Annotated in this window: 18 protein-coding genes; 4 read left to right on the top strand and 14 right to left on the bottom strand. The window is 41.6% G+C overall.

Annotated features, from left to right (window positions below; all coding sequences use genetic code 11):
* Positions 1-57: 57 nt before the first annotated feature.
* The 4 genes from CXF93_RS04005 to CXF93_RS04025 form a co-directional block, all read right to left on the bottom strand.
* Positions 58-681 carry a heme-binding beta-barrel domain-containing protein gene (locus CXF93_RS04005; RefSeq protein ID WP_101061155.1) on the bottom strand — a complete coding sequence of 208 codons (624 nt, stop codon included), beginning with the start codon at positions 679-681 and terminating at the stop codon, positions 58-60.
* Positions 682-1,090: 409 nt separating this feature from the next.
* Complete coding sequence (locus CXF93_RS04010) at positions 1,091-2,572, bottom strand: glutathione synthase (protein WP_101061156.1); 1,482 nt, start codon at positions 2,570-2,572, stop codon at positions 1,091-1,093.
* A gap of 320 nt (positions 2,573-2,892) precedes the next feature.
* Positions 2,893-3,933: a GMP reductase gene (locus tag CXF93_RS04020; protein ID WP_101061157.1), complete on the bottom strand. Its 1,041-nt coding sequence runs from the start codon at positions 3,931-3,933 to the stop codon at positions 2,893-2,895.
* Between the two features lie 513 nt (positions 3,934-4,446).
* Positions 4,447-5,451, bottom strand: coding sequence for an ornithine cyclodeaminase (locus tag CXF93_RS04025; protein ID WP_101061158.1), 1,005 nt, complete (start codon positions 5,449-5,451; stop codon positions 4,447-4,449).
* 279 nt (positions 5,452-5,730) lie between these two features.
* On the opposite strand from CXF93_RS04025, the gene CXF93_RS04030 reads away from it, so the two are divergent.
* Positions 5,731-6,351, top strand: coding sequence for a TetR family transcriptional regulator C-terminal domain-containing protein (locus CXF93_RS04030; RefSeq protein WP_101061159.1), 621 nt, complete (start codon positions 5,731-5,733; stop codon positions 6,349-6,351).
* Between the two features lie 47 nt (positions 6,352-6,398).
* Here CXF93_RS04030 and CXF93_RS04035 read toward each other — a convergent pair whose 3' ends face one another.
* From CXF93_RS04035 to CXF93_RS04050, 4 genes are all read right to left on the bottom strand, one after another.
* The gene (locus CXF93_RS04035; protein ID WP_101061160.1) at positions 6,399-7,250 is read right to left on the bottom strand and encodes a dimethylarginine dimethylaminohydrolase family protein; all 852 of its coding nucleotides are present in this window, start codon (positions 7,248-7,250) and stop codon (positions 6,399-6,401) included.
* A 90-nt stretch (positions 7,251-7,340) separates the two neighbouring features.
* Positions 7,341-8,285 (bottom strand): citrulline utilization hydrolase CtlX, encoded by a 945-nt coding sequence (ctlX, locus tag CXF93_RS04040; RefSeq protein ID WP_101061161.1) that lies wholly within the window; start codon positions 8,283-8,285, stop codon positions 7,341-7,343.
* A gap of 451 nt (positions 8,286-8,736) precedes the next feature.
* Positions 8,737-9,876, bottom strand: coding sequence for a succinyl-diaminopimelate desuccinylase (gene dapE / locus CXF93_RS04045; RefSeq protein ID WP_101061162.1), 1,140 nt, complete (start codon positions 9,874-9,876; stop codon positions 8,737-8,739).
* An 83-nt stretch (positions 9,877-9,959) separates the two neighbouring features.
* Positions 9,960-10,310, bottom strand: a complete 351-nt coding sequence (locus CXF93_RS04050; RefSeq protein ID WP_101061163.1) for an ArsC family reductase — start codon at positions 10,308-10,310, stop codon at positions 9,960-9,962.
* 305 nt (positions 10,311-10,615) lie between these two features.
* On the opposite strand from CXF93_RS04050, the gene CXF93_RS04055 reads away from it, so the two are divergent.
* Together CXF93_RS04055 and gltS are read left to right on the top strand one after the other, a co-directional pair.
* A complete protein-coding gene (locus CXF93_RS04055; protein WP_101061515.1) occupies positions 10,616-11,473 on the top strand; it encodes a TIGR01459 family HAD-type hydrolase in 858 nt (285 codons plus the stop codon).
* Positions 11,474-11,571: 98 nt separating this feature from the next.
* Positions 11,572-12,831, top strand: coding sequence for a sodium/glutamate symporter (gene gltS / locus CXF93_RS04060; RefSeq protein WP_101061164.1), 1,260 nt, complete (start codon positions 11,572-11,574; stop codon positions 12,829-12,831).
* 59 nt (positions 12,832-12,890) lie between these two features.
* Here gltS and CXF93_RS21955 read toward each other — a convergent pair whose 3' ends face one another.
* The 5 genes from CXF93_RS21955 to CXF93_RS04085 form a co-directional block, all read right to left on the bottom strand.
* The gene (locus tag CXF93_RS21955; protein WP_157824413.1) at positions 12,891-13,037 is read right to left on the bottom strand and encodes a hypothetical protein; all 147 of its coding nucleotides are present in this window, start codon (positions 13,035-13,037) and stop codon (positions 12,891-12,893) included.
* Positions 13,038-13,214: 177 nt separating this feature from the next.
* Positions 13,215-14,483, bottom strand: a complete 1,269-nt coding sequence (locus CXF93_RS04070; protein WP_101061166.1) for a hypothetical protein — start codon at positions 14,481-14,483, stop codon at positions 13,215-13,217.
* 276 nt (positions 14,484-14,759) lie between these two features.
* On the bottom strand, positions 14,760-17,315 hold the full coding sequence (locus CXF93_RS04075) for an EAL domain-containing protein (RefSeq protein WP_101061167.1): 2,556 nt from the start codon (positions 17,313-17,315) through the stop codon (positions 14,760-14,762).
* A gap of 312 nt (positions 17,316-17,627) precedes the next feature.
* Positions 17,628-18,044, bottom strand: a complete 417-nt coding sequence (locus tag CXF93_RS04080; RefSeq protein WP_101061168.1) for a VOC family protein — start codon at positions 18,042-18,044, stop codon at positions 17,628-17,630.
* Between the two features lie 47 nt (positions 18,045-18,091).
* Complete coding sequence (locus tag CXF93_RS04085; protein ID WP_101061169.1) at positions 18,092-18,709, bottom strand: NAD(P)H-dependent oxidoreductase; 618 nt, start codon at positions 18,707-18,709, stop codon at positions 18,092-18,094.
* Between the two features lie 256 nt (positions 18,710-18,965).
* Here CXF93_RS04085 and CXF93_RS04090 point away from each other — a divergent pair, with 256 nt between their 5' ends.
* Complete coding sequence (locus CXF93_RS04090) at positions 18,966-19,625, top strand: metalloregulator ArsR/SmtB family transcription factor (RefSeq protein ID WP_101061170.1); 660 nt, start codon at positions 18,966-18,968, stop codon at positions 19,623-19,625.
* 113 nt (positions 19,626-19,738) lie between these two features.
* On the opposite strand, the gene rsuA is transcribed toward CXF93_RS04090, so the two are convergent.
* Positions 19,739-20,428 carry a 16S rRNA pseudouridine(516) synthase RsuA gene (rsuA, locus tag CXF93_RS04095; RefSeq protein WP_101061171.1) on the bottom strand — a complete coding sequence of 230 codons (690 nt, stop codon included), beginning with the start codon at positions 20,426-20,428 and terminating at the stop codon, positions 19,739-19,741.
* Positions 20,429-20,521 lie beyond the last annotated feature (93 nt).

A 20,521-nucleotide genomic window follows, 5' to 3' on the forward strand; every position in this document is an offset into this window, starting at 1 on the left:
AAATGAGCAGTCCAACTCGGGCATAACACTATAAAGTTGGATTGCTTTGTCCTAACGTTATTTTGTAACTCTGATTAGTGTACTGCTATCGGTATGAGACATTGACTGACCGTAAATATCTAACATGGTATTTTGTGAATAAGTTAGTTTATTTTCTTCAATTTTGATGTTCATGCTAAAGCCTGTTGTTGAGGCTTTTCCTGTCATATATGAGCCTTCAGCTATCCCTCGGTCTGGTGCTGTAAGTGTCATTGTTTTGCCTGCAACGCCTTCAGCTGTGACACAGGTAGTGCGTGGTATGCAAAATGAGTTGTATACCATTTGATTTTTAGCATCATAGATAAAATAACCACGTTGATCATGAAACTTAGAACCATCGGACTTTCTAAATACTTCTTGTTTGTAATATAAAGCCACTAAGTATTGCTCGCTTGCATTCTGGGCGTCTGCAGCCGCTTCAAACGTCATTTTTTCTAAAAAAGGACTCACTGCAAGAGAGCCTGCTCCTTGTTCTGAACCTATTTTTGCAGGTGCAACATCAACACCAGCTCCTTCCATTGTTTCCCAAGTCCCAACAAGCTGGGCTAGAGGGCCAAAATCCATCCCGTTAATTACATTTTCATTAGCAATTGCTGAAAAAGACATTGCTGATGCGAGGCTAAGTACAAGTAATTTTTTCATAAATATCATCCTTAATTAATCCAATCTGGTTTATTTTCTGCGCCCAATATAATTCGTTAACTTAGGAAGGACGTTGATCTAGGACAAGCTTAATTTATGTTTACTATACTTTGTGGGTATTTGTAAGCCATTGAATTAACTTGATAAGTTTGGTCTATCGGTTTGATTGTTAGAACCTTTTGAAGGTCTTGATAAGGTGAGCTGCTTACTAAATATTCAGTAGTCTCGTTTTCCTAAACGCAAAAAGGCGAGCATGATAATAGGCGATGCCCACATCATTACTCGCCTTTGTTAGCTTAAATACGCAATACTAAAACAGTGTCAAAATCGCCATAACTTTAACAATCGTACTTTCCGCATTACGATTCGACAGCGCCGCTATAGACTTGGTATGAGTTTCAACATGGATTCAATCAATCAGCGAAAGGGAATCTAAAATACCTTTGCCACTGTGGATCCCGCCCTCATTCTCACTCGCAGGTTTACTGCGAATTAAATAACCAGCATAACCGTCAGATTCCGTTACTGGCTCACCATTGTAATAGGCGGTAAACAGACCTATTTCACTGACTAAATCGTCTATTTGAGTTTGTTCTCCATCGCGTACTGCCATGGTTGGCGTCTCGCGTTCATGCGGATGCAAACGTAACATTAACGCCCATGCGTCGTATTCTTCTGGTACAAGTTGATTCAATTTCTCGCTAATATCGTCACCAAAAATACAGTGCCCACCACCTTCACCTTGATTCTTTAATACCCATTGTTGTTTGTCGGCTTGGGTGTTAAACCAAGTGATGGTGTTGTTATTCACTGGCTTCATTTCCGCAAGCACACTTTTGACTAACAGCGCTTCTTCCAGCGTCAGCCCCCAGCGCAGATAGTCTTGAGCTGGCATTATCGTGAGTAGCATTTGTATGGTTTTGCTGGTGGCTAACTGCTGACCGATAGTGGCATTCATCGCTACATGATGTTGTTCGATAAACAATCTTGTCTGGCTTAACGTCTGGCAACATACCGATTCATTACGCTCTGGAGAATAGTAGTCAGCATACTGATAGCCAGCGCGCAGATACACCACATCGATAGCACCGACACCTTCTAGTATTAAGCGTTGATTATCACCTGTAGCAAGCTGGGTGCTGAGCTGTTCAAACGTCCGCCTTACTGTGCGAAATCCTTTCTTCTGTAATGCTATTTCAAGTAAGTGCTGATCGTAAACATTATCTTCATTTGCTTGAATAACCATTAAGAAGGTCGGTTTAGATTGGGGCGTGTCGGCAGTAAATTTCGCTTGGACTTTTTTAGCTGCTTGAGCAATACCATAAGCGAGTTGCTCGAGCCCTTGATTATCTGCTGGCGTAGCAGGGCTATTTTCAGAGCTCGTTTCAGACCATGTGCGATAAACCGCTGGCCATTGATTTGCCATAAAGGCGTGAAATTCTGTCGCACGTTGGCCAAAGGGTGCCATGCCCGCTGCGATACCATTAAATTCGATGACTTTAGCGCCGTGTTGACGATCATCCATAAAATCTGTGCGCATTAACAGTAACGGTGTGCGTGCTGGCGTTAGACGTTGGTTCTTATCACCATGCGCTTGCTGATGAAGGGCTAATAAGCGTCCGAAAAAGGGATCGGCTTTGGCCATGTCTTGTAATGACGATTGTAGAAAGTCGTGGTCTTCAGACAGGTTGCTGATTAGCTTGGTGATCAGCGGCGTTACTTTACGTAAGTGCGCATATACTTCACGCTTCATTGTCATTGGCGCAATGCTAAAAGGGCAGTGTCTTGCTGTGTTGTCTGCTTGACGAAACGCGACACCATGCATGATAGCCCATTCTGTGGCTTCTTCAATTACGTGTTGTGGGATCATTGCGTTTGCTTTGGTATTCATTTTTGCTCCAATAAGGGATCACATTTAGGTGAACTGCTGACCTTGATGTATACATCTTGCAGGATATCGTCAACAGCGTCTGCATCATCAATGCGCTTGCTTACATAACCCACTTTGTTTATTTTATTTGTATTGCCACGATTGTGCACCTTTTTAAATTTTAAAAGGCTTGGATTAAATAATGATTATTCAGTTTTTCGATCTCCAAAACGCAAAAAGGCGAGCATGATAATGGAACATTTATAATTAAATAAATCCACATCAATGCTCGCCTTTGTTAGCTTAAATACGCAATATTAAAATTGCATATTTACACCAATTTATTCTTTACCGAATACGTTGTTTTCTTGCTCAAGTACGCGGATAAAAGTCGTTCTTTTACTTAATTCTTTTAATGACGCAGCGCCAACATAAGTACAAGTAGAACGCACGCCACCTAGGATATCAAAAACAGTGTTTTCGATTGGACCACGGTAAGGAACTTCTACAGTTTTACCTTCTGAAGCACGGTATTTAGCAACACCACCTGCGTGTTTGTTCATCGCAGTTGTTGAGCTCATGCCATAGAATTTTTTGGTTTTCTTGCCATTAACTTCGCACAGCTCGCCGCCACTTTCGTCGTGACCAGCTAACATACCGCCAAGCATAACGAAGTCTGCGCCGCCGCCGAATGCTTTAGCAACATCACCAGCACAAGAACAACCACCGTCACCAACAACCATGCCACCTAAACCGTGTGCAGCATCTGCACATTCGATGATTGCAGAAAGTTGTGGGTAACCAACACCTGTTTTAACACGTGTAGTACATACTGAACCAGGACCGATACCAACTTTGATGATATCTGCGCCAGACAGGATAAGTTCTTCGGTGATTTCACCAGTAACTACGTTACCAGCCATAATCGTTTTAGTTGGGTATGCAGCGCGTACTTTACGCACATACTCAATGAAAAATTCTGAGTAACCATTAGCTACATCGATACAGATAAACTGTAAACGCTCATCTAATGCTAGAACTTGTTGAAGTTTTTCGAAATCTGAATCAGATGTACCAGTTGATACAAAGATGTGGTCAAAGATTTCTGGGTTTGCTTCTAGGAACTCTTTCCATTGGGCAACAGTGTAATGCTTATGTACAGCTGTTAGCATTTTGTGTGCAGCAAGTTCTTTTGCCGCTTCAAATGTGCCTACAGTATCCATGTTTGCAGCAATAACCGGTACACCTGTCCAAGTGTACTTGCTGTTAGGGAAAGTGAATGTACGCTCTAAGCTTACTTGTGAACGACTCTTTAGAGTTGAACGTTTTGGGCGGAAAAGTACATCTTTAAAACCTAGCTTCAATTCTTGTTCTATGCGCATGACATCTATCTTCTGTTTGTTTGCACAGGCTCTTATTCTTACGCGACGCTATATAGCAGGCGCAAGGAAAACCCTAAATGAATGGGTTCATGGATGGTACTGTGCAAAAAATTATAAGGATTTTAGTTTAAGCGGTACAAGCGAATCGTGTGTGCGAGGAAGTCGCGTTTCATCAACGCGCCTATACGAATAGATATTAGTTCAAGGACTGATATGTTGTAAAGGCTTTATTTTCAGCTGCAAGGGGGGAAAGGTTAATTTCTTGACCTGAAAGTCAGTATTTACGCGGCTCTAGACGGTGTGAATAAAATTTAAAATAATTTTTAACGCGTACAGATGCGGCTTTAAACGGCTAAAGATGTTGATAGGACGCAAAAAAAAGGCCAAAACGCCCGCAGTATTGGATGCTAACTGCGGATGTTTGGCCAAAGACTTAACAACTTCCAACTAGCCGCGACAGGCTAGGGTAATCATTTTTCAATACGACTGATAAACAGCTATTGATAACCAGTTCTATAGTAGTGAGAACAAGTTCTTCACATCGCTTAGATCTGGGATTAATTCCATTTCGCTACCGATGTTGTGTTGCTTAGCCAGTTTGTAAACTAAGCGTAGTACTGAGTAATCTTCTAGTGCGAAGCCTACTGAGTCATACAAGATAGTGCCGTCTGTTGCGACGTTCAGCGTCGTTTCGCCTTTCACAATTTCGTGTAGTTCTGTACAAGTGAAGTCTGGGCCCAGTTGTTGGATCTCACCTTCAACGCGTGACTGTGGTAGGAACTCAACCACAATCGTTGCGCTTTCTACTAATTCTTTTTCGATTTCAGTTTTACCAGGGCAATCACCGCCAAGACCGTTAATGAATACGTCTTTGCTGATCATGTCTTTCGTTAATACTGTTTGGTATTTCTTGTCTGCCGTACATGTCGTAATAAGGTCTGCACCTTGAACCGCTTCTCTTGCGTCTTTACATGGCGTTAAACGAATATCAAAACGCGCCATGTTCTGTTCAAATTTACGCATTGCTGCAGGGTCAGTATCAAAGAAACGTACTTCTTTTAAATCGAAGATGAACGAGTAAGCTAAGAACTGGAATTCACTTTGTGCGCCAGTACCAATCAATGCCAATACTTCAGAATCTTTCTTCGCTAAGTGCTTCGCAGCCATTGCTGAAGTAGCCGCTGTACGGAAACCTGTAAGCAATGTCATTTCTGAGAACATTAGCGGTTCGCCAGTCTCAGTTAACGATAATTGACCTGTCGCCATTACCGTCATTTTGTTTTGTGATGGGTTTTTTGGGTGGCCATTTACGTATTTGAACGAGTACATTTCGGCATTCGAAATCGGCATTAATTCGATCACACCGTCTTGGACATGGTTAGCAACACGTGGACTTTTATCAAAGTCATGCCAATTCTTATAATCTTCAGTCAATGTATCATTAAGCTGAGCAAAAAAGTCTTGGTAGCCAACTTTTTCGATTATCGCTTTAATATCTTTTATCTCTAAAACAATCATGGTGATCCTTGTTAAATTCCGTCTAAGGTAAAAGAGAAAAATCGAATTTTTCCATTACAATCATGATTATAAAAATCAATGAGTGGTTTATCTAATACGTTTAATGGTGAGATACACACTTGTTATATGTATCGGTTTAAGTGTTATATGTATTGGTTTAAGTGCTATTTTTATTCGGTTTAGCTTAATATAATAAATTGCCAGCGTCACGCCCTAGAGGTATGATTAATTTGTCTTATAGACACTTCTTATACTTAAATACGGATTAAATACCTGCCTATGCCAGCCAAAGGAACTAAAGGTAAAAACCGTAAACAAGAGTTAATCAATGCCACACTAGATTGCATTGCTAACGAAGGTTTACAAAAAACCACAGTACGTAATGTGGCTGAATATGCCAATGTCACTAACGGTCTGATCCGTTTTTACTTTTCCGGTAAAGACGAGATGCTACGCGCGGCGTATTCAGCATTACTCGAGATCATGTACGTTAACGCCGGTGTCGAAATTAACGACCCTGACGTGTGCGCCAAAACTCGATTACAGCACTTTATTCAAGTGGCTCTATCAGCGCCAATTGTGTCACCACGTACCGTATTGTTATGGGCTAATTTCTTGCCGATGACGTACATCGATCCAGAAATGGCAGCCATTCGTACTAATGAGTATGCTAAAACAACGAAGATATTAGCGCCGTTGATTAGTGCAGCATTAGCCACTGATAACATCACCGTTAATCATCATCAATGTGAAATCCTAGCGATTAAAATCAATGCCTTGATTGATGGTTTATGGCTAGAAGGCAGCATGGCCGCCTACAAATTCAAAGATAATGAGCTGGTCAATATCGGTATCGACAGTGCGTCTGCTATTCTTTCGATTAAGCTAGATAATATCTAGGCTATTGCTCATCACAACACCCAGATTACACACTGCCTGATTAACTATTAGTGACGTTCTAGTGGGAACGTCATGCAGTGTGGACCACCGCCAGTTTTCAAAATCTCAGTCGAATGCAACTCAAATACCGTGAAACCACGTTCACGTAATTGTGCGTTTACGTCAGTATTAGCGCTTAACGAGATAATGCGTTTGTTACCCAATGCTTGCAGGTTACAGAAGTGCTTAAATACACCTGCTTCCTCAATTTTAATCAGGTCGTAACCCGCTTCATTAAGGTAATGTTGGAATTCTGGTGGTAAACCGTCGTAATAAGTCACGGCAGTCTTTTCACCGACAATGTTAAAGATCATGTCAAGGTGCAGGTATTCTGGTTTCGAGTTAACCGAAATAATGGTATAGCCTAATGGTTCAAGCTGTTCACGAATGCTTTGAATGCCTTTTTCATCAGAACGTTGTAGCGTACCAATGGCTAAGGTTTTTTCATCCAGCTGCCAAAAATCACCGCCTTCAAGAATACCTTCATGACAAGTGGCTATGATAGGTACACCCAGTTCTGCCAGTTTTTCTGCATACAATAAGCTTTCTGCGTGACGCACTTTTTCTTTAAAGCGGCCAAGCACATAACCTTCTTTGATGTTGAAACCAAAATCACGGGCAAATACCTGGCTCGATAAATGTTCAGTCGGCTCTAGTACTTCGACATTAATGCCGTTTTGCTCGTAGATATCAATCAGCTGTTGGTGTTCGCTTAAGCATTTTTGTTGATCAATTTTTTCGCCTTTCTCTAACCAATCTTCCGCAATCTTGTTGATTGGCGAAAGATTAAGGTAAGTTGGCGAACAAAGTAATACTTGCTTCAGTTCACCTGTCGCTGATTTTACATAACTGGTTTCCATAACCTTTTCCTTTTCCATAAGTCATATTTTTTTAATTAGAATTATTACTGACTGAACACGGTTAATATTAACTGCGTATTCAGGCCTAAATTAGTTTCTTGCGCTTAGGTGGATCCCTGCGATCATGCAGCGGATTGAGCCACCGGCTAATTCGATAGTCGGTACGCTAAAGCCTAAGATTGTTGAATGTCGTTCAATACGCTCAACTTGACCAGGTGTTAACGCGTCTTTAGCACGTTGCGACATCACCAAGTGGCTTTTGCCATTGCCAGTCAATTCGATGGCGTTACCAGCGAAGTTATCAATTTGGTCGAAACTCAGTTCAATGACTTCGATGTCTGATTCTTCTAAACGTTGTCTAACCGCGGCGCGACGTGCTGCATCAGGGATCATGTCCAAGCAAATAAGCGCGTATTTAGAGGCCACACACATCATCACATTGGTATGATAAATCGCAGTGCCTGACGCATCTGCTGTTTCGAACGCCATAGGTTCGTATTGGAAGATGGCGCAGAAGCGTTCCAGAATTACTTCGCTAGAACGGTTTGATTTAGCGGTATAAGCGATACGGTTGACGTTGTCTAATACCATCGCTCCCGTGCCTTCAAGGAACAGGTTATCCCACTCTAAACCAGAGAAATCGATAACATCTTGCACGCGATAATGCGCTTTTAACATTTCAATAATGTCACTGCGGCGTTCGCGGCGGCGATTGTGTGAATACATTGGGTACAAAGCAATGTGGCCGCCACTGTGGGTCGAGAACCAGTTGTTTGGAAATACAGAATCTGGTGTCTCACGATCACCAAAATCATCAAATACATGGACGTTTATGCCGTGTTCGTTTAATCCTGAGACCACGATATCAAATTCATTTTTTGCTTGTAGCGATATGCCGCTGCGATCTAACTCCAATGAATCTTGTTCATCGAGGCCAGTTTTTTGAAAAGCATTATCCACTGCAGTTTCTGGATTCGAGAAAAATTTCCACGGTCGAACCATAACAACTGAATTTGGCGCTTGGATTAAAGCCATACAACTTCCTTTTATGAAACCATGTCTTAGTAAACATGACATTAACAAATTAATCATTTTGCAAAACTATGCAACTGCATAAACAATATGCCAGACATTGATTAAAGTCAATTAATGAGCGACGTGAGGAGCTTTTCAAAAAGAGGTAGAAAATAGCGTAATGAGTATATTAGATATGTTAATGCATTGTAAACACTGAGTTTTACTATTTGTTAATGAATTATAAAATTTGTTATGGAATGTGATGGGGTTATCGGTTTTTTATAGTGCAGGCTAGGGTTAAGCTAGGTGATTGTGAGGTATTAATGGTAATTATTGTGGTTTTAACTGGCTGGCTAGTGGCTATTAAGCAGATAAACATGCAGATGGAAAATGGCTTGAACCGAGATGTTCAAGCCATTAATACGTTAAACTAAATGCTTATTTGGCTATTTATTAGCTATGTATTTAACTATTTATTAGCTAATAGTTTAACCAGTGTTTGCTCATATATTTCCGCTAATTGCTCGATATCTGAGATTTTCACACATTCATTTACTTTATGAATTGTCGCGTTAACCGGTCCTAATTCAACTACCTGTGCGCCAGTTGGTGCGATGAAACGACCATCTGATGTACCACCTGATGTTGACAGTTCAGTGGCATAACCACAGACACTTTCAATCGAATCGCTGATGGCATTTAACAAGTTGCCCGGTTCCGTTAAGAAAGGCTGGCCACTGTGGATCCAGCTGATCTGGTAGTTTAAACCGTATTTTTCAAAGATAGCTTCAATGCGGTATTTGATTAAATCCGCTGTTAGCTCGGTTGAATAACGCAGGTTAAACTGACACGTTGCTTCGCCTGGTACTATGTTGCTGGCACCCGCACCACTGCGAATATCAGTGATTTGTAGTGTTGTCGCAGGGAAGTAGTCATTACCTTGATCCCATACCACTTGGCTTAGTTCAGACAAGGCTGGCGCTAGCTTGTGAATAGGGTTTTCGGCAAGGTGTGGATAAGCCACGTGACCTTGAATACCTTTAACTACGATATCGCCAGTTAATGAACCTCGACGACCGTTTTTAACGATGTCACCGACTTTGTTGGTGCTTGATGGTTCGCCAACAATACACCAATCGATTTTTTCGTTACGGGCTTCTAAGGTATCAATTACACGGGTTGTGCCATTGATAAACGGGCCTTCTTCGTCACTGGTGATCAATAGCGCAACCGAACCTTGGTGATCTGGATGGGCTTTCACAAAGTTTTCCACTGCCACTAAGAAAGAAGCAATAGAACCTTTCATGTCTGCAGCGCCACGGCCGTGTAAGTAACCATCGATAACTGTGGGTACAAATGGGTCTGTGTCCCAATCTTCAATTTTACCTACGGGTACAACGTCGGTATGCCCAGCAAAACAAAATACTGGTGCGGTGGTACCACGACGAGCCCAAAGGTTAGTAGTATCTTCAAATACCATCGTTTCGATGGTGAAACCTAATTCTTCAAGACGGGTGATCATCATTTGCTGACAACCGGCATCTTCGGGTGTCACTGATTCACGACTAAGTAGATCTTTGGCAAGTTGTAGTACTAAGCTATCTGACATGAGTAATTCCTTTTTACAGCACTTTTTACAGTATATTGTTAGCACTGACTTACGCGGTAAGCCAATGCTTTAAGTATTTGGTGTTATTTGGCGAAGAGGACCGCATAACTGTCGGCTTTAAAGCCTAATGTCAATTGACCATCTACATCCAGAATTGGACGTTTGATCATCGCTGGCTGTTCAATTAACAATTCAATCGCAGTCGCTTCTGTCAGCCCAGCTTTTTGCTCATCGCTTAATTGACGGTACGTGGTGCCACGTTTATTCAACACTTGTTCCCAACCCAGTGTTTCACACCAAGTGATCAGTTGTGCTTTATCTAAGCCATTAACGCGGTGATCGTGAAATGTGAATTCAAGTTCGTTTGCTTCTAACCATTTTTTGGCTTTTTTAATGGTGTCGCAATTTTTAATGCCATACATCACAGTCGTCATTTCAATTCCTATTTGCTTTGGTTTTTTCTGTAAACGTTATACTGCCAGTATATACCGAAGTTACTTCAAGATGCTATATCAGAGACAAGCAGGGATATCGGTATAAGGCACAATATGAAGTCTTGATTTAGAATAACTAAATCCTCAACTTCATGCCTTGAATATCCTCTCCTTTCGGTTTGCTGATTGTGCATCTTGAAGTAGCTCGGGTATAATTAAGTTATCTTATTCAAGCCATTCATGAGTCGAGCTATTCATGATTCTAGATTAATGGCAGATGCTGTTGGAGAAATGACAAAGTGAAAATGATTTCCGGTCTTAAAGACATTATTAACGATTTTGATACCTTTATCTTGGATCAATGGGGCGTACTGCACAATGGCGGTGATGCCTTTCCTAATGCGATAGCGACATTAGAATTTTTAAAACTGCATGACAAAAAAGTTGTGATCTTATCGAACAGTGGTAATACCCACAATTTCTCTTATCAGCGTTTAACTGATTCCGGTATTAGTCGTGATCTGTATATTGATGTACTGACATCTGGCGATCACATGCGCCACAATTTCAAGCAAGGTAAATTTGACCACTTGGGTAGCAATGCTTTGGTGTTTGGCTGGGGCGAGGGTATTAACGGTACTGTGCTAGAAGACTGCGGTTTAACTAGCGTGGCAATTGAAGATGCTACTTTTATCATGTGTTACGGCGTTGAACGTGGCACTGTTGCTGATTATCAAGCCGATCTGGATATTGCTTTTTCCCGTGGTTTAGAAATGGTGGTGAGTAATCCTGATCTTGTCGCTATGAGTCCAGATGGTGGTCTTAAGCTTTGCCCTGGTTCAATTGCTAATGCTTACGCTGAAATGGGTGGTAAGGTACATTGGCATGGTAAACCACAAGCGGAAGTGTATGCCATGTGTCATACCTTATTAGGCGGCTGGGATAATGCTATTGCGGTTGGTGATAGTTTAGAACATGACATCCGCGGCGCCAATACAGCAGGTATCGCTAGTTTGTTTTTAACCACGGGTATTCATGCTGACGAACTTAACGCGAAAATGGCCAATAAAGACGATGTGATCTCTGAGTCTGTGGTTGCCGATTTAAGCCGTGAATTTGAGGTGATGCCAAGCCATTATATTGATTGGTTTCAAGTCGATTAATTGAAGTTTATGGTTTGAACATTCAAATATCAGCAGGTAATCTCTAAGTTAACGATATATACCATATCTAAATGGGTAGTTAACTAAAGGGGTATCTGATGGAGTTGGATGTAAGGCAAACGGTTATTGTCGCGATTTTGGTGTTGTTTGTGGGTAAATTCCTGACACGCAAGGTCGCGCTGTTACAAGAGTATAATATCCCCGAGCCTGTTTCCGGTGGCTTGATTGCATCCATTCTTTTTGCCATTCTCTATGGCGTATTTGATATCGAATTACAGTTTTCATTAGCAGTACGCGATACTTTATTGATTGTATTCTTCACTATTATTGGTTTGTCCTCGCGTTTTTCAACGCTGCTTAAAGGCGGTAAACCGTTAATCATCTTGCTGGTTATCGCGGTCATTTATCTATTTTTACAAAACTTAACTGGCTTAACCGTGGCGCAGTTTACCCAGCAATTACCGGAAGTCGGTATTATCGGTGGTTCAGTCTCGCTCAGTGGTGGCCATGGTACTGCAATTGCGTGGGCACCGCTGTTTGTGGAAAAATACAATATCAGTAATGCCATGGAAATAGGCATAGCCTGCGCGACCTTTGGTTTGATCCTCGGTGGTGTGATTGGTGGCCCGATTGCCAAATACCTCATTAGCCATTATAAACTAGAGCCAAGTAAAGAGCCTGAGTTGACGGTTGGTACGCTGCACCAACCTAAACAACAGGCTAAACAAAAAGGTACAAATACGTCGACAGATAGTGACGCGCCTGAACCGACTCAAGCGCCGATTAATTACCATCACATGCTCAATTCTATATTGATTATTAGTATCAGCATTGGTTTAGGACTGGGGTTAAATGTCGGGATCGCAGCGTTAGGTTTACACTTACCTGAGTTCGTGACTTGTTTATTTGCCGGTATCATCGTTATTAACTTAGGCCCGTTGATTATGCCAAACCTGACTTGGCCTGAACGCAGTCGGTCATTAGCTTTGATTTCTGATTTGAGTTTAGGTTTGTTCCTAGCCATGTCATTAATGAGTTTGCAGCTGTGGACGCTAGGCGGGTTAGGCGGACCGATTTTAGTCATGCTTACTGCACAAGTGGTGATTGTTACTGGTTTTGTTATCTTTGTGGTGTTTCCCTTGATGGGCAAAGATTATGACGCCGCAGTGATGTCAGCAGGTTATGCCGGACTGGCGTTAGGCGCGACACCAACAGCTATCGCCAATATGACGGCAGTAACCGAGAAGTTTGGCGCATCGGCAAAAGCCTTTGTCGTGGTGCCGCTGGTGGGCGCGTTCTTTATTGATATTGCCAATGCGCTGATCATTCAATTCTTACTGGATATCTTTGCGTCGTAATTGAGTTGTCGTTTCAGCAAATTTGATTTTTGAATCTAGCTTGGTAAACGATGCAGAATTTATAAGCGCTTTTTGGTTTCTTCTATCAGACTCTTGATACGTTTGGCTTTTTCATCGTCGAGGTGGGCCATACGTTTAATTTTTTCAAGTGCTTGGGTTACTTCTTCTTTGGCTTTATCTAGGCTTTCTTTAGTTGATTCAATCATAGTGCTTACAAAACATGTTTTGGTATTGCATTTAACAATATAAATATATGCTGCTTCAATGACAATGTAGTAATAGAGTATTAATATTCCTTTAATTAATTTAATACAGCAAAGGGGCATATCATCTGCGATATGCCCCCCTTTTGTTTATTATATATGGATACTATCTACATCGTGTTAGTTGGTATGATCCCAGATATTAACTAACTCTGTGAGACCTGCTCCAATGGTCGTGTCAGGTGTGATGTAAACATGAGTCGCCTTGTTAGCATCGCTTGCTTGGCCGTTTGCGAGTGGCATTAATATGTCATTAATGAATGGGGTTAGGTAATGACTGTCAGCTGGATTTGTTCCTGGTGCTTTCGGGAAATAAATCATGTTTTCGTTGTGACGGCCAGAGAGTGTCGCGACTGGATCTTTTTCTCGCACCATATTAATGACGTTGTTGTAACGCATTTTATTGGCAAAGGCATGAATGTATTTTTCGATAATACGCGTTGCAGGTGATGAGAATACCCGTGCTAGTACGCCCGTTCTTACGCTTGCATCAATGGCCGTATAGGCACCAAGTGAGTGACCTGTTAATACCACATTATAACTTGTAGCTGCGCTTGACGCTTTATAACCACGGGTTAATGACGCTGTATTCGCTGGGTATTGCGCTAAGATTTGTTGGGTAAAGTTATATGCGTCAACTTGCCAGTCTTCATCTGTTTCTGAGAGATTAGCCAGTACCAGTTCGATGTCTTGCAGTATATCGCCCCCATTACTGGTCCCTTTAAAGGCAATGATAATTTCTTGCTCTAGGTTCTTACTCGGTACCGCAGGTACTTTAATCGCCACACCGTGCACGCCACTGTCACCGACATAAGTATCAATAACCTCAAGCTCGGCGCTGTTTTCATTGAGCATTAATTGTTGGAACGTGGCGTTGTCAGTAAATGCGAATGCTGCCGCGCCTTGCTCTGTGCTGTAGACATAACTGGATGCAAACGCATAACGCAGCATGTTGTTATACGCCACTGGTAGCTCGGTATGATTGATTGTTAGCGCGTCTGTTTCGGTCATGACGGGATATTCATAACCGACCGAGCTGTCGGCAGCAAAGTAAGTGATATTGCTAATGTAGTCAGCGGAATATTTGTTTACTAAGGTATTGCTGCACATATTAGCTAATACACTGTGTACTTGCTCGGATGTGACGGGCTGTGAGTCAATCGCTTTAACGACAAAGTAGTTTTCGGTATCCGCATTATAGCCGTTGTCTTTCCAATAACCGTCAAGTTTGAGGTATTGGTTGTTGGCGTTGACTGCCCATGATTTTTTAATCAGATCGGAGCGTGATTCGAAGCTGTCTTTGACGCCATAACATTGTAAATAGGTTGAATCGAGAGCAAAACTGTTAAAACTCAGTGTTGATATTAATAACGTGAAAATCGTGCGCATTTAAAACTCCAAGCATTATGTGTCGCAATCAAATCACAGTTATTAATTTTCATGGCCTGTAATTGACAATTACGAATGTTAATTAGTTGTTATTGGAGGCGCAGGTTATCGCATCTTTTTAATTATTTGTTCAAGCTAGATCGCATATTTACTTAATACGCTAGCCATTTTCGGAAGGGCGTTCTATTTATCCTGGTTTTGTGAGCAATAAGTACAATTAAGCGTACAGGTGTATTTACTAAGCATTAACGTGGCTTATAAATAAGGTTTAACTAGCTAGCTTGAAACATTACGCTGTTGACGTGCATAGCTAGCACCATCGCCTATGTCCCATTCTGCTAATGGTTTCGGGCGTGAGTAGTAAAAACCTTGGGCATAACGACAGCCTAATTGTTTTAGGTGGGCAGCTTGTTCGGCTGTTTCTACACCTTCTGCGACAATTTCGGCATTGAATGTACTGGTCATGGTGATGATAGCGGAAATTATAGCGGCGTGGTTATCACTGTCGAGCATTTGACTCACAAAAGAGCGATCAATCTTTAATGCATCGAACTGTAATTGCGTTAAGTAAGCCAGTGAAGAATAACCGGTGCCAAAATCATCGATCGCTATGTGTATGCCTAAATCACGTAGTTGACCAAGTAGTTGGTTGGTCAATAATGGCTGGCTTACCAAACGTGATTCGGTGATTTCCAGTGTCAGGTTTACCGCGGGTAATTGGGTGGCCGCTAGAATTTTTTTCACTGTTGCGACGTAATTTGGGTGCAGTAATTCTCGCACTGACATATTAACGTGAAGTGCAAAATTGGCAGGCCAATGACCACTGTCTATTTGCATCTTAGTGTCAGCACAGGCCTGTAATAAGATCTGTTTACCAATATCGACAATCATGCCTGTGTCTTCAGCCACGGGAATAAAATCTAGCGGTGAAACAAGTCCACGAATAGGACTGTGCCAGCGTACTAATGCTTCAGCGCCAGCGATGGTATCGTTAGTTAAATCAATGACCGGTTGATAGTAAACTGCAAATTCATTATTGCTGATAGCGCGTTGTAAATCCACGGTGATACGGGTGTGCTCTTGTGATGCGGTGATCATGTAATCTTGGTAGTGGCAGCAGCGTACTTGCTCTTGTTTAACGGCATAGGTTAATGCCAAACTTGAATTTCGTAGCCATTCATCGATATCAATATCGCTAAATTTACCACTCATGATCCCGGCGTTGGCACCAACTAAGACTTCGGTGCCATTAATGATAAAGGGACGATTAAAGTCAACTAATAAGGCTTCGGCAAAAGACTTACTGTTCTCGAGGTCGCTAAAGTTGGGCGAAAATACCGCGAAACTATCTTTATCAATACGGCTAATGCTGACATTGTCTGCGACGTGTTGTTTTAAGCGGGACGCGATGGCCACAAGCAGTTTGTCACTTTTGTTCTGACCCAGACTATTATTGGTATGACGAAATGAGCGTAGCCCCAATAGCACCAATATCCCTTTAGTTTGAGAAACTGGATGATTCAATTGCTCTACAAAACCATCGCGACTTAATAGCCCGGTGAGGGTGTCAAATAATAGCTGCTTACGTAATGTGGTAAAGGAGTTTTCTAATCGTGATGACATCGATTTAAACGCGGAAATAAGTTGGGTTGTTTCATGTAACTTGATGCTTTCGTTGATGCTGACATCCCAGTTATTATGGTCAATGTGCTGTGATATCTCAGCAATATCCATAATCGGTTGGGTTATAGCTCGCAGTAAATACAAGCCTATCAAGAGCCCAAAAATTGCGAGGATTAATGCTGCAGCGACGCCTAAACGTTGCTGACTCGGTAACCCGCCTAACAATACGTCTTCTGGTAGTGTAACGACAATATACCATTGTAAATTGTTATTGTTATAGGCGCTGACACGACTGAAGTAACGTACCCGTTTATGGCTGAATTCGAATGTCGCGGAGCGTTTGCCAGTGTCTAATTGCTGCTGAATAATTTGCGCTGCATTAATCGCAATCAATGTGCTGTCGCTATTGGCCGCTGATATATGTTGATTGTCTGGGTCGATTAACGGAGCTTGCAAAGAGTTAGCAATTAAAGCGCCATCGGCATTGGTGATATAAGTCAGCCCACCGAACTCACTGCTGTCAGGTTTAATAAATTGCGATAACTGCAGCAAATCGATATCTGTGGCAACCACACCTATTAATTCATTGTTGCGTATGACTGGCGCAGCACTGGAAATGGTGAAAGTTTTTTCGGCATCTACGTTACTGTATATATTTGCCCAACCGGCGGTTCTAGCTGCCGCAAAAGGGGCATACCAAGGTCGAACAGTTGGATTGTAGCCATTGATACTGCTATTAAGGACGGTTTTACTGCTCATGCCACTGTAAAATTGGAGGGTATTATTAGTGCGCTGATCTTGCAGCATTAAGGTAATACTTTTATCACTATGACGACGAAAACCGACGTAGTTTTGTTGTTCACTACCAAATGCAATGGTACTTATTTGTTGTTGCGAGCTGTAAATGTCAGTGATAGCGGCATGCAGGTAGTTTTCGATTTTACTTAAATCGGCAGCATCATCAAGCTGGTTACGTTGAATGCTATCGGCGAGCGTTAATGTGGTATTAAAAGGCTGTGCTAAAAATCGGTCGAGATTGTTGCTAACATTTTCGGAGTATGAGCTGAGTAATTTGGTACTGATTTCATCGAGCATACGCTCATAATTACTATTTTGGACAAAAGTAAGTACGGCCACAGTAAGCAAAAGCAGCAAGGTAAAGGGGATCATAACCGCTTTACGAAGAGTTTGATGTTTGGAATTTGTCATTACTGTGATCTTAGATGATTATAGGGCTGAGTAGACGACACCATATTCACTTATATTTGTCATTTATGCAAAGTTTCAAATTTATAATGAGAGTTAAGTCACAAAAACGGGATGTATATATCACATAATTATTGCTCTGGTCTCCAAAGAGGTATAGATGATTTATTGTGGTATTAAATTCTTTATATGTCTGTATTGATGATGTTTTATTTTGTCTTCAACAAGTTTTGTAGATGGTTATGTTTGTTCTAATTGATACCACCCTATATATAAATTGGCGGTATCAATGTTGAGGTAAGCAGATTGAAGGTATTAATAGCGATTTCTTAAACTGGGTATGTCGGTATTATATTGTACAAACTCAACTTCGTAGCCATTTGGGTCGAGGAAGTAAATATTTTTACGGTAATCATCATCCATACCATCTTTGGCAATACTAAAACCAGCCTCGGTTAAGCGTGCTATTACGCCTGCAATATCATCGGTAACATAGGCGAAATGAGCAAGCCCTACTTGGTGCCCAGCTAAGTCGCGATTTTCACCAACGCCGTTATCGCCAAATGCCAAGTATTGGTAATCATCACCAAAATGGACCCAGTTTCTTGGTTTGCCTGACCATTCACCTTTGTCACCTCCGCGTATTGACCAATGCGGAAATGCGGCGCGGTAAAAAGTCAGTGTTTCTTCGATATCGCGTACGATTAAATTAACGTGCTCTAGGTGTATCATAATGATGTCCTTGTATTATGTATAAAATATATTTTCAAACTGTGTGCCTACATGGCATTACTGTATTTGTCTTGCTGAGCATAAGGTTGTTGCTGCTGCAACTGACGCACTTGCCCTAGCGCGTGACTGTATTGATGTAATATATGCAAGCTGTAACCAATACGATGTTGAATACTCTGGTCACGTTCGCTAACCGGCACATCATCTGTGCTTGCATTTAATACATCACCGACATTACGTATTATTAAGTGGTCTGGTATAGCCACTAACTTATTATTTTTACAGCCATTCATTCTTAATTCTGCTATCGGATATCCACCACTAATACCGCTGACGACAGACACTAACAGTGTAGGCTTATGTGCGGTGTCATCATGTGCACACATCATTAAAAAATTCTTCAATATCGGCGTTGCCATGCCTTCCCATTCCGGTGTGATAAGCACGAATGCATCGGCTTTTACTAACGCTTCGCTGATTAGTGGCCAATCACAACCCGGGGCTGATTTACTTTCGTCATCGCCATTCCAAAAGGGTAGTTGGTATTTACACAGTTCGATATGCTGAACTGTTTTATATTGGCTTGCTGCGCTGGCAATATAAGCTGCTACCTTGGCACTTTCTGAATGCTGTCGTTGACTGCCACTGACGATAACTAACTTCATCTTTAGTAAACCTTTTTGTTTATTAATTGTTTAATAAAGTAATACCTTTACTTAAGTTTGTAAAGTCTTAAACCAAAATAAAGTAAATAAAAAAGTTTACTTAATATTTATATCGGCAATAATACAGCTATAAAAGTGTCTGAGGGCACTGCCCCGTTGTTTGTATGAGTGTGTATATAACAGTCGATGTGATTGCTGTCGTGATTATTGGCTATTAATCGTTATCGTCATTGGGCTTGGAATAGTTGGAGTTAACATGAAAGAAAAAACCAGTGAGAAAATACTCAGCTTATTAAAAGTTGAAGGGGCATTAACCGCCAAGGTGCTTGCCAGTGAATTAGGTTTAACCACTATGGGTGTGCGCCAGCATTTACAAGCATTAGCCGATGATGGCGATATTAGCTTTGAAGATAAGAAAGCCGTACGCGGCCGACCAACCCGTTATTGGTCGTTAACGGCGCAGAGTAATAGCCATTTTTCAGACCGTCATGAAGAGTTGACCGTACAGCTTATTGATTCAGTCCAAGTGATATTTGGCGATGCAGGCCTTGAACAGCTAATCGCACATCGTGAGCAAGCCTCTTTTGTTTCATATAGCGAAAGACTGGCGGTCAAACCTGACTTACTGAGTAAGCTTGAAGCGCTGGCTGAATTACGCAGTGAAGAAGGTTACATGGCGACGGTGGTGCTGAATGATGCCGATAGTATTAGCGAAGACGAGGGCACAGTGTATTGGCTGATGGAAAACCATTGTCCGATTTGTGCAGCAGCATCGAAATGTCTTAACTTTTGTCGTTCTGAATTGAATTTATTTCAAAGTTTGTTAGCAGGAATCGCGACCGTTGAACGCGAAGAGCATATTGTCGAAGGGGCAAGACGTTGTGCGTACAAAGTGAGGCGATTAGAAGCTAAATAGCTAAAGGCTTAGAGTCAGAACAAAATACGCTCTGCAATATAAAAAACTTTGGTAATAAAAAAGCCCACATTAAGGTAATTAATGTGGGCTTTTTTCATCGTGCGATTAACAGATTAGATGCTTTTAGCTTCTGCGTCTGTTAGGTAACGCCATTCACCTAATTCTAGTGCTGGGTCTAATACGATGTCACCGATTTGTTCGCGGTGTAAACCAACTACGCTGTTGCCTTGGCTGGCAAACATACGCTTAACCTGGTGGTATTTACCTTCTTGGATTGTAAGCAATACTTCTTGGTCGCTTACGATCTCTAGTTTTGCAGGCAGACAAGGTTTGTCTTCGCTACGCAATTGGATACCAGCTTCGAAATCAGCAACTGCAGTTGCTGCAATTGGTGATGCAAGCTGTACACGGTAACGTTTGTTACATGCACGTTTAGGTGATGTAACGCGGTGTGACCATTTACCGTCATCTGAGATTAATACTAAACCAGTAGTATCAACATCAAGGCGACCAGCGATGTGTAGTTCTTCACGCTTGTCTGCTTCAATTAGATTCATCACAGATGGGTGTTCTTCATCTACTGTTGAGCAAATTACATCTACTGGTTTATGCATCATGATATAACGCGGTGGGCGTTGGCTTAATGATTTACCACTAAACCAAACATCCATGTCTGCTGTTACTTTATAGTCTGCTTTACGTACAACTTCGCCATTAATTTTCACGTTGCTGCGTGCAATCTCACGCTTGGCAAGCGTTCGGGTCAGGTTAGTACTTTGGCAAATAAACTTATCTAAACGCATTTATGTTCAACTTTTGTCTGGTGTTATAGGAATATATCCAAACTGAGCTAGTATTTAGTTCGGTTTGGATAGATGGGCTGATTATCGGCCTTT

The sequence above is a fragment of the Moritella sp. Urea-trap-13 genome, assembly GCF_002836355.1.
Lineage (GTDB): Bacteria > Pseudomonadota > Gammaproteobacteria > Enterobacterales > Moritellaceae > Moritella.

Excerpts from the sequence above, each read along its gene's own strand:
- CXF93_RS04035 (WP_101061160.1), bottom strand. The coding sequence starts at position 7,250 with ATGGAAACCAGTTATGTAAAATCAGCGACAGGTGAACTGAAGCAAGTA.
- CXF93_RS04020 (WP_101061157.1), bottom strand. The coding sequence starts at position 3,933 with ATGCGCATAGAACAAGAATTGAAGCTAGGTTTTAAAGATGTACTTTTC.
- CXF93_RS04030 (WP_101061159.1), top strand. The coding sequence starts at position 5,731 with ATGCCAGCCAAAGGAACTAAAGGTAAAAACCGTAAACAAGAGTTAATC.
- CXF93_RS04075 (WP_101061167.1), bottom strand. The coding sequence starts at position 17,315 with ATGACAAATTCCAAACATCAAACTCTTCGTAAAGCGGTTATGATCCCC.
- CXF93_RS04005 (WP_101061155.1), bottom strand. The coding sequence starts at position 681 with ATGAAAAAATTACTTGTACTTAGCCTCGCATCAGCAATGTCTTTTTCA.
- CXF93_RS04055 (WP_101061515.1), top strand. The coding sequence starts at position 10,616 with ATGATTTCCGGTCTTAAAGACATTATTAACGATTTTGATACCTTTATC.
- ctlX (WP_101061161.1), bottom strand. The coding sequence starts at position 8,285 with ATGGCTTTAATCCAAGCGCCAAATTCAGTTGTTATGGTTCGACCGTGG.
- CXF93_RS04085 (WP_101061169.1), bottom strand. The coding sequence starts at position 18,709 with ATGAAGTTAGTTATCGTCAGTGGCAGTCAACGACAGCATTCAGAAAGT.
- CXF93_RS04070 (WP_101061166.1), bottom strand. The coding sequence starts at position 14,483 with ATGCGCACGATTTTCACGTTATTAATATCAACACTGAGTTTTAACAGT.
- CXF93_RS04025 (WP_101061158.1), bottom strand. The coding sequence starts at position 5,451 with ATGATTGTTTTAGAGATAAAAGATATTAAAGCGATAATCGAAAAAGTT.
- CXF93_RS21955 (WP_157824413.1), bottom strand. The coding sequence starts at position 13,037 with ATGATTGAATCAACTAAAGAAAGCCTAGATAAAGCCAAAGAAGAAGTA.
- CXF93_RS04080 (WP_101061168.1), bottom strand. The coding sequence starts at position 18,044 with ATGATACACCTAGAGCACGTTAATTTAATCGTACGCGATATCGAAGAA.
- dapE (WP_101061162.1), bottom strand. The coding sequence starts at position 9,876 with ATGTCAGATAGCTTAGTACTACAACTTGCCAAAGATCTACTTAGTCGT.
- rsuA (WP_101061171.1), bottom strand. The coding sequence starts at position 20,428 with ATGCGTTTAGATAAGTTTATTTGCCAAAGTACTAACCTGACCCGAACG.
- CXF93_RS04090 (WP_101061170.1), top strand. The coding sequence starts at position 18,966 with ATGAAAGAAAAAACCAGTGAGAAAATACTCAGCTTATTAAAAGTTGAA.
- CXF93_RS04050 (WP_101061163.1), bottom strand. The coding sequence starts at position 10,310 with ATGACGACTGTGATGTATGGCATTAAAAATTGCGACACCATTAAAAAA.
- CXF93_RS04010 (WP_101061156.1), bottom strand. The coding sequence starts at position 2,572 with ATGAATACCAAAGCAAACGCAATGATCCCACAACACGTAATTGAAGAA.
- gltS (WP_101061164.1), top strand. The coding sequence starts at position 11,572 with ATGGAGTTGGATGTAAGGCAAACGGTTATTGTCGCGATTTTGGTGTTG.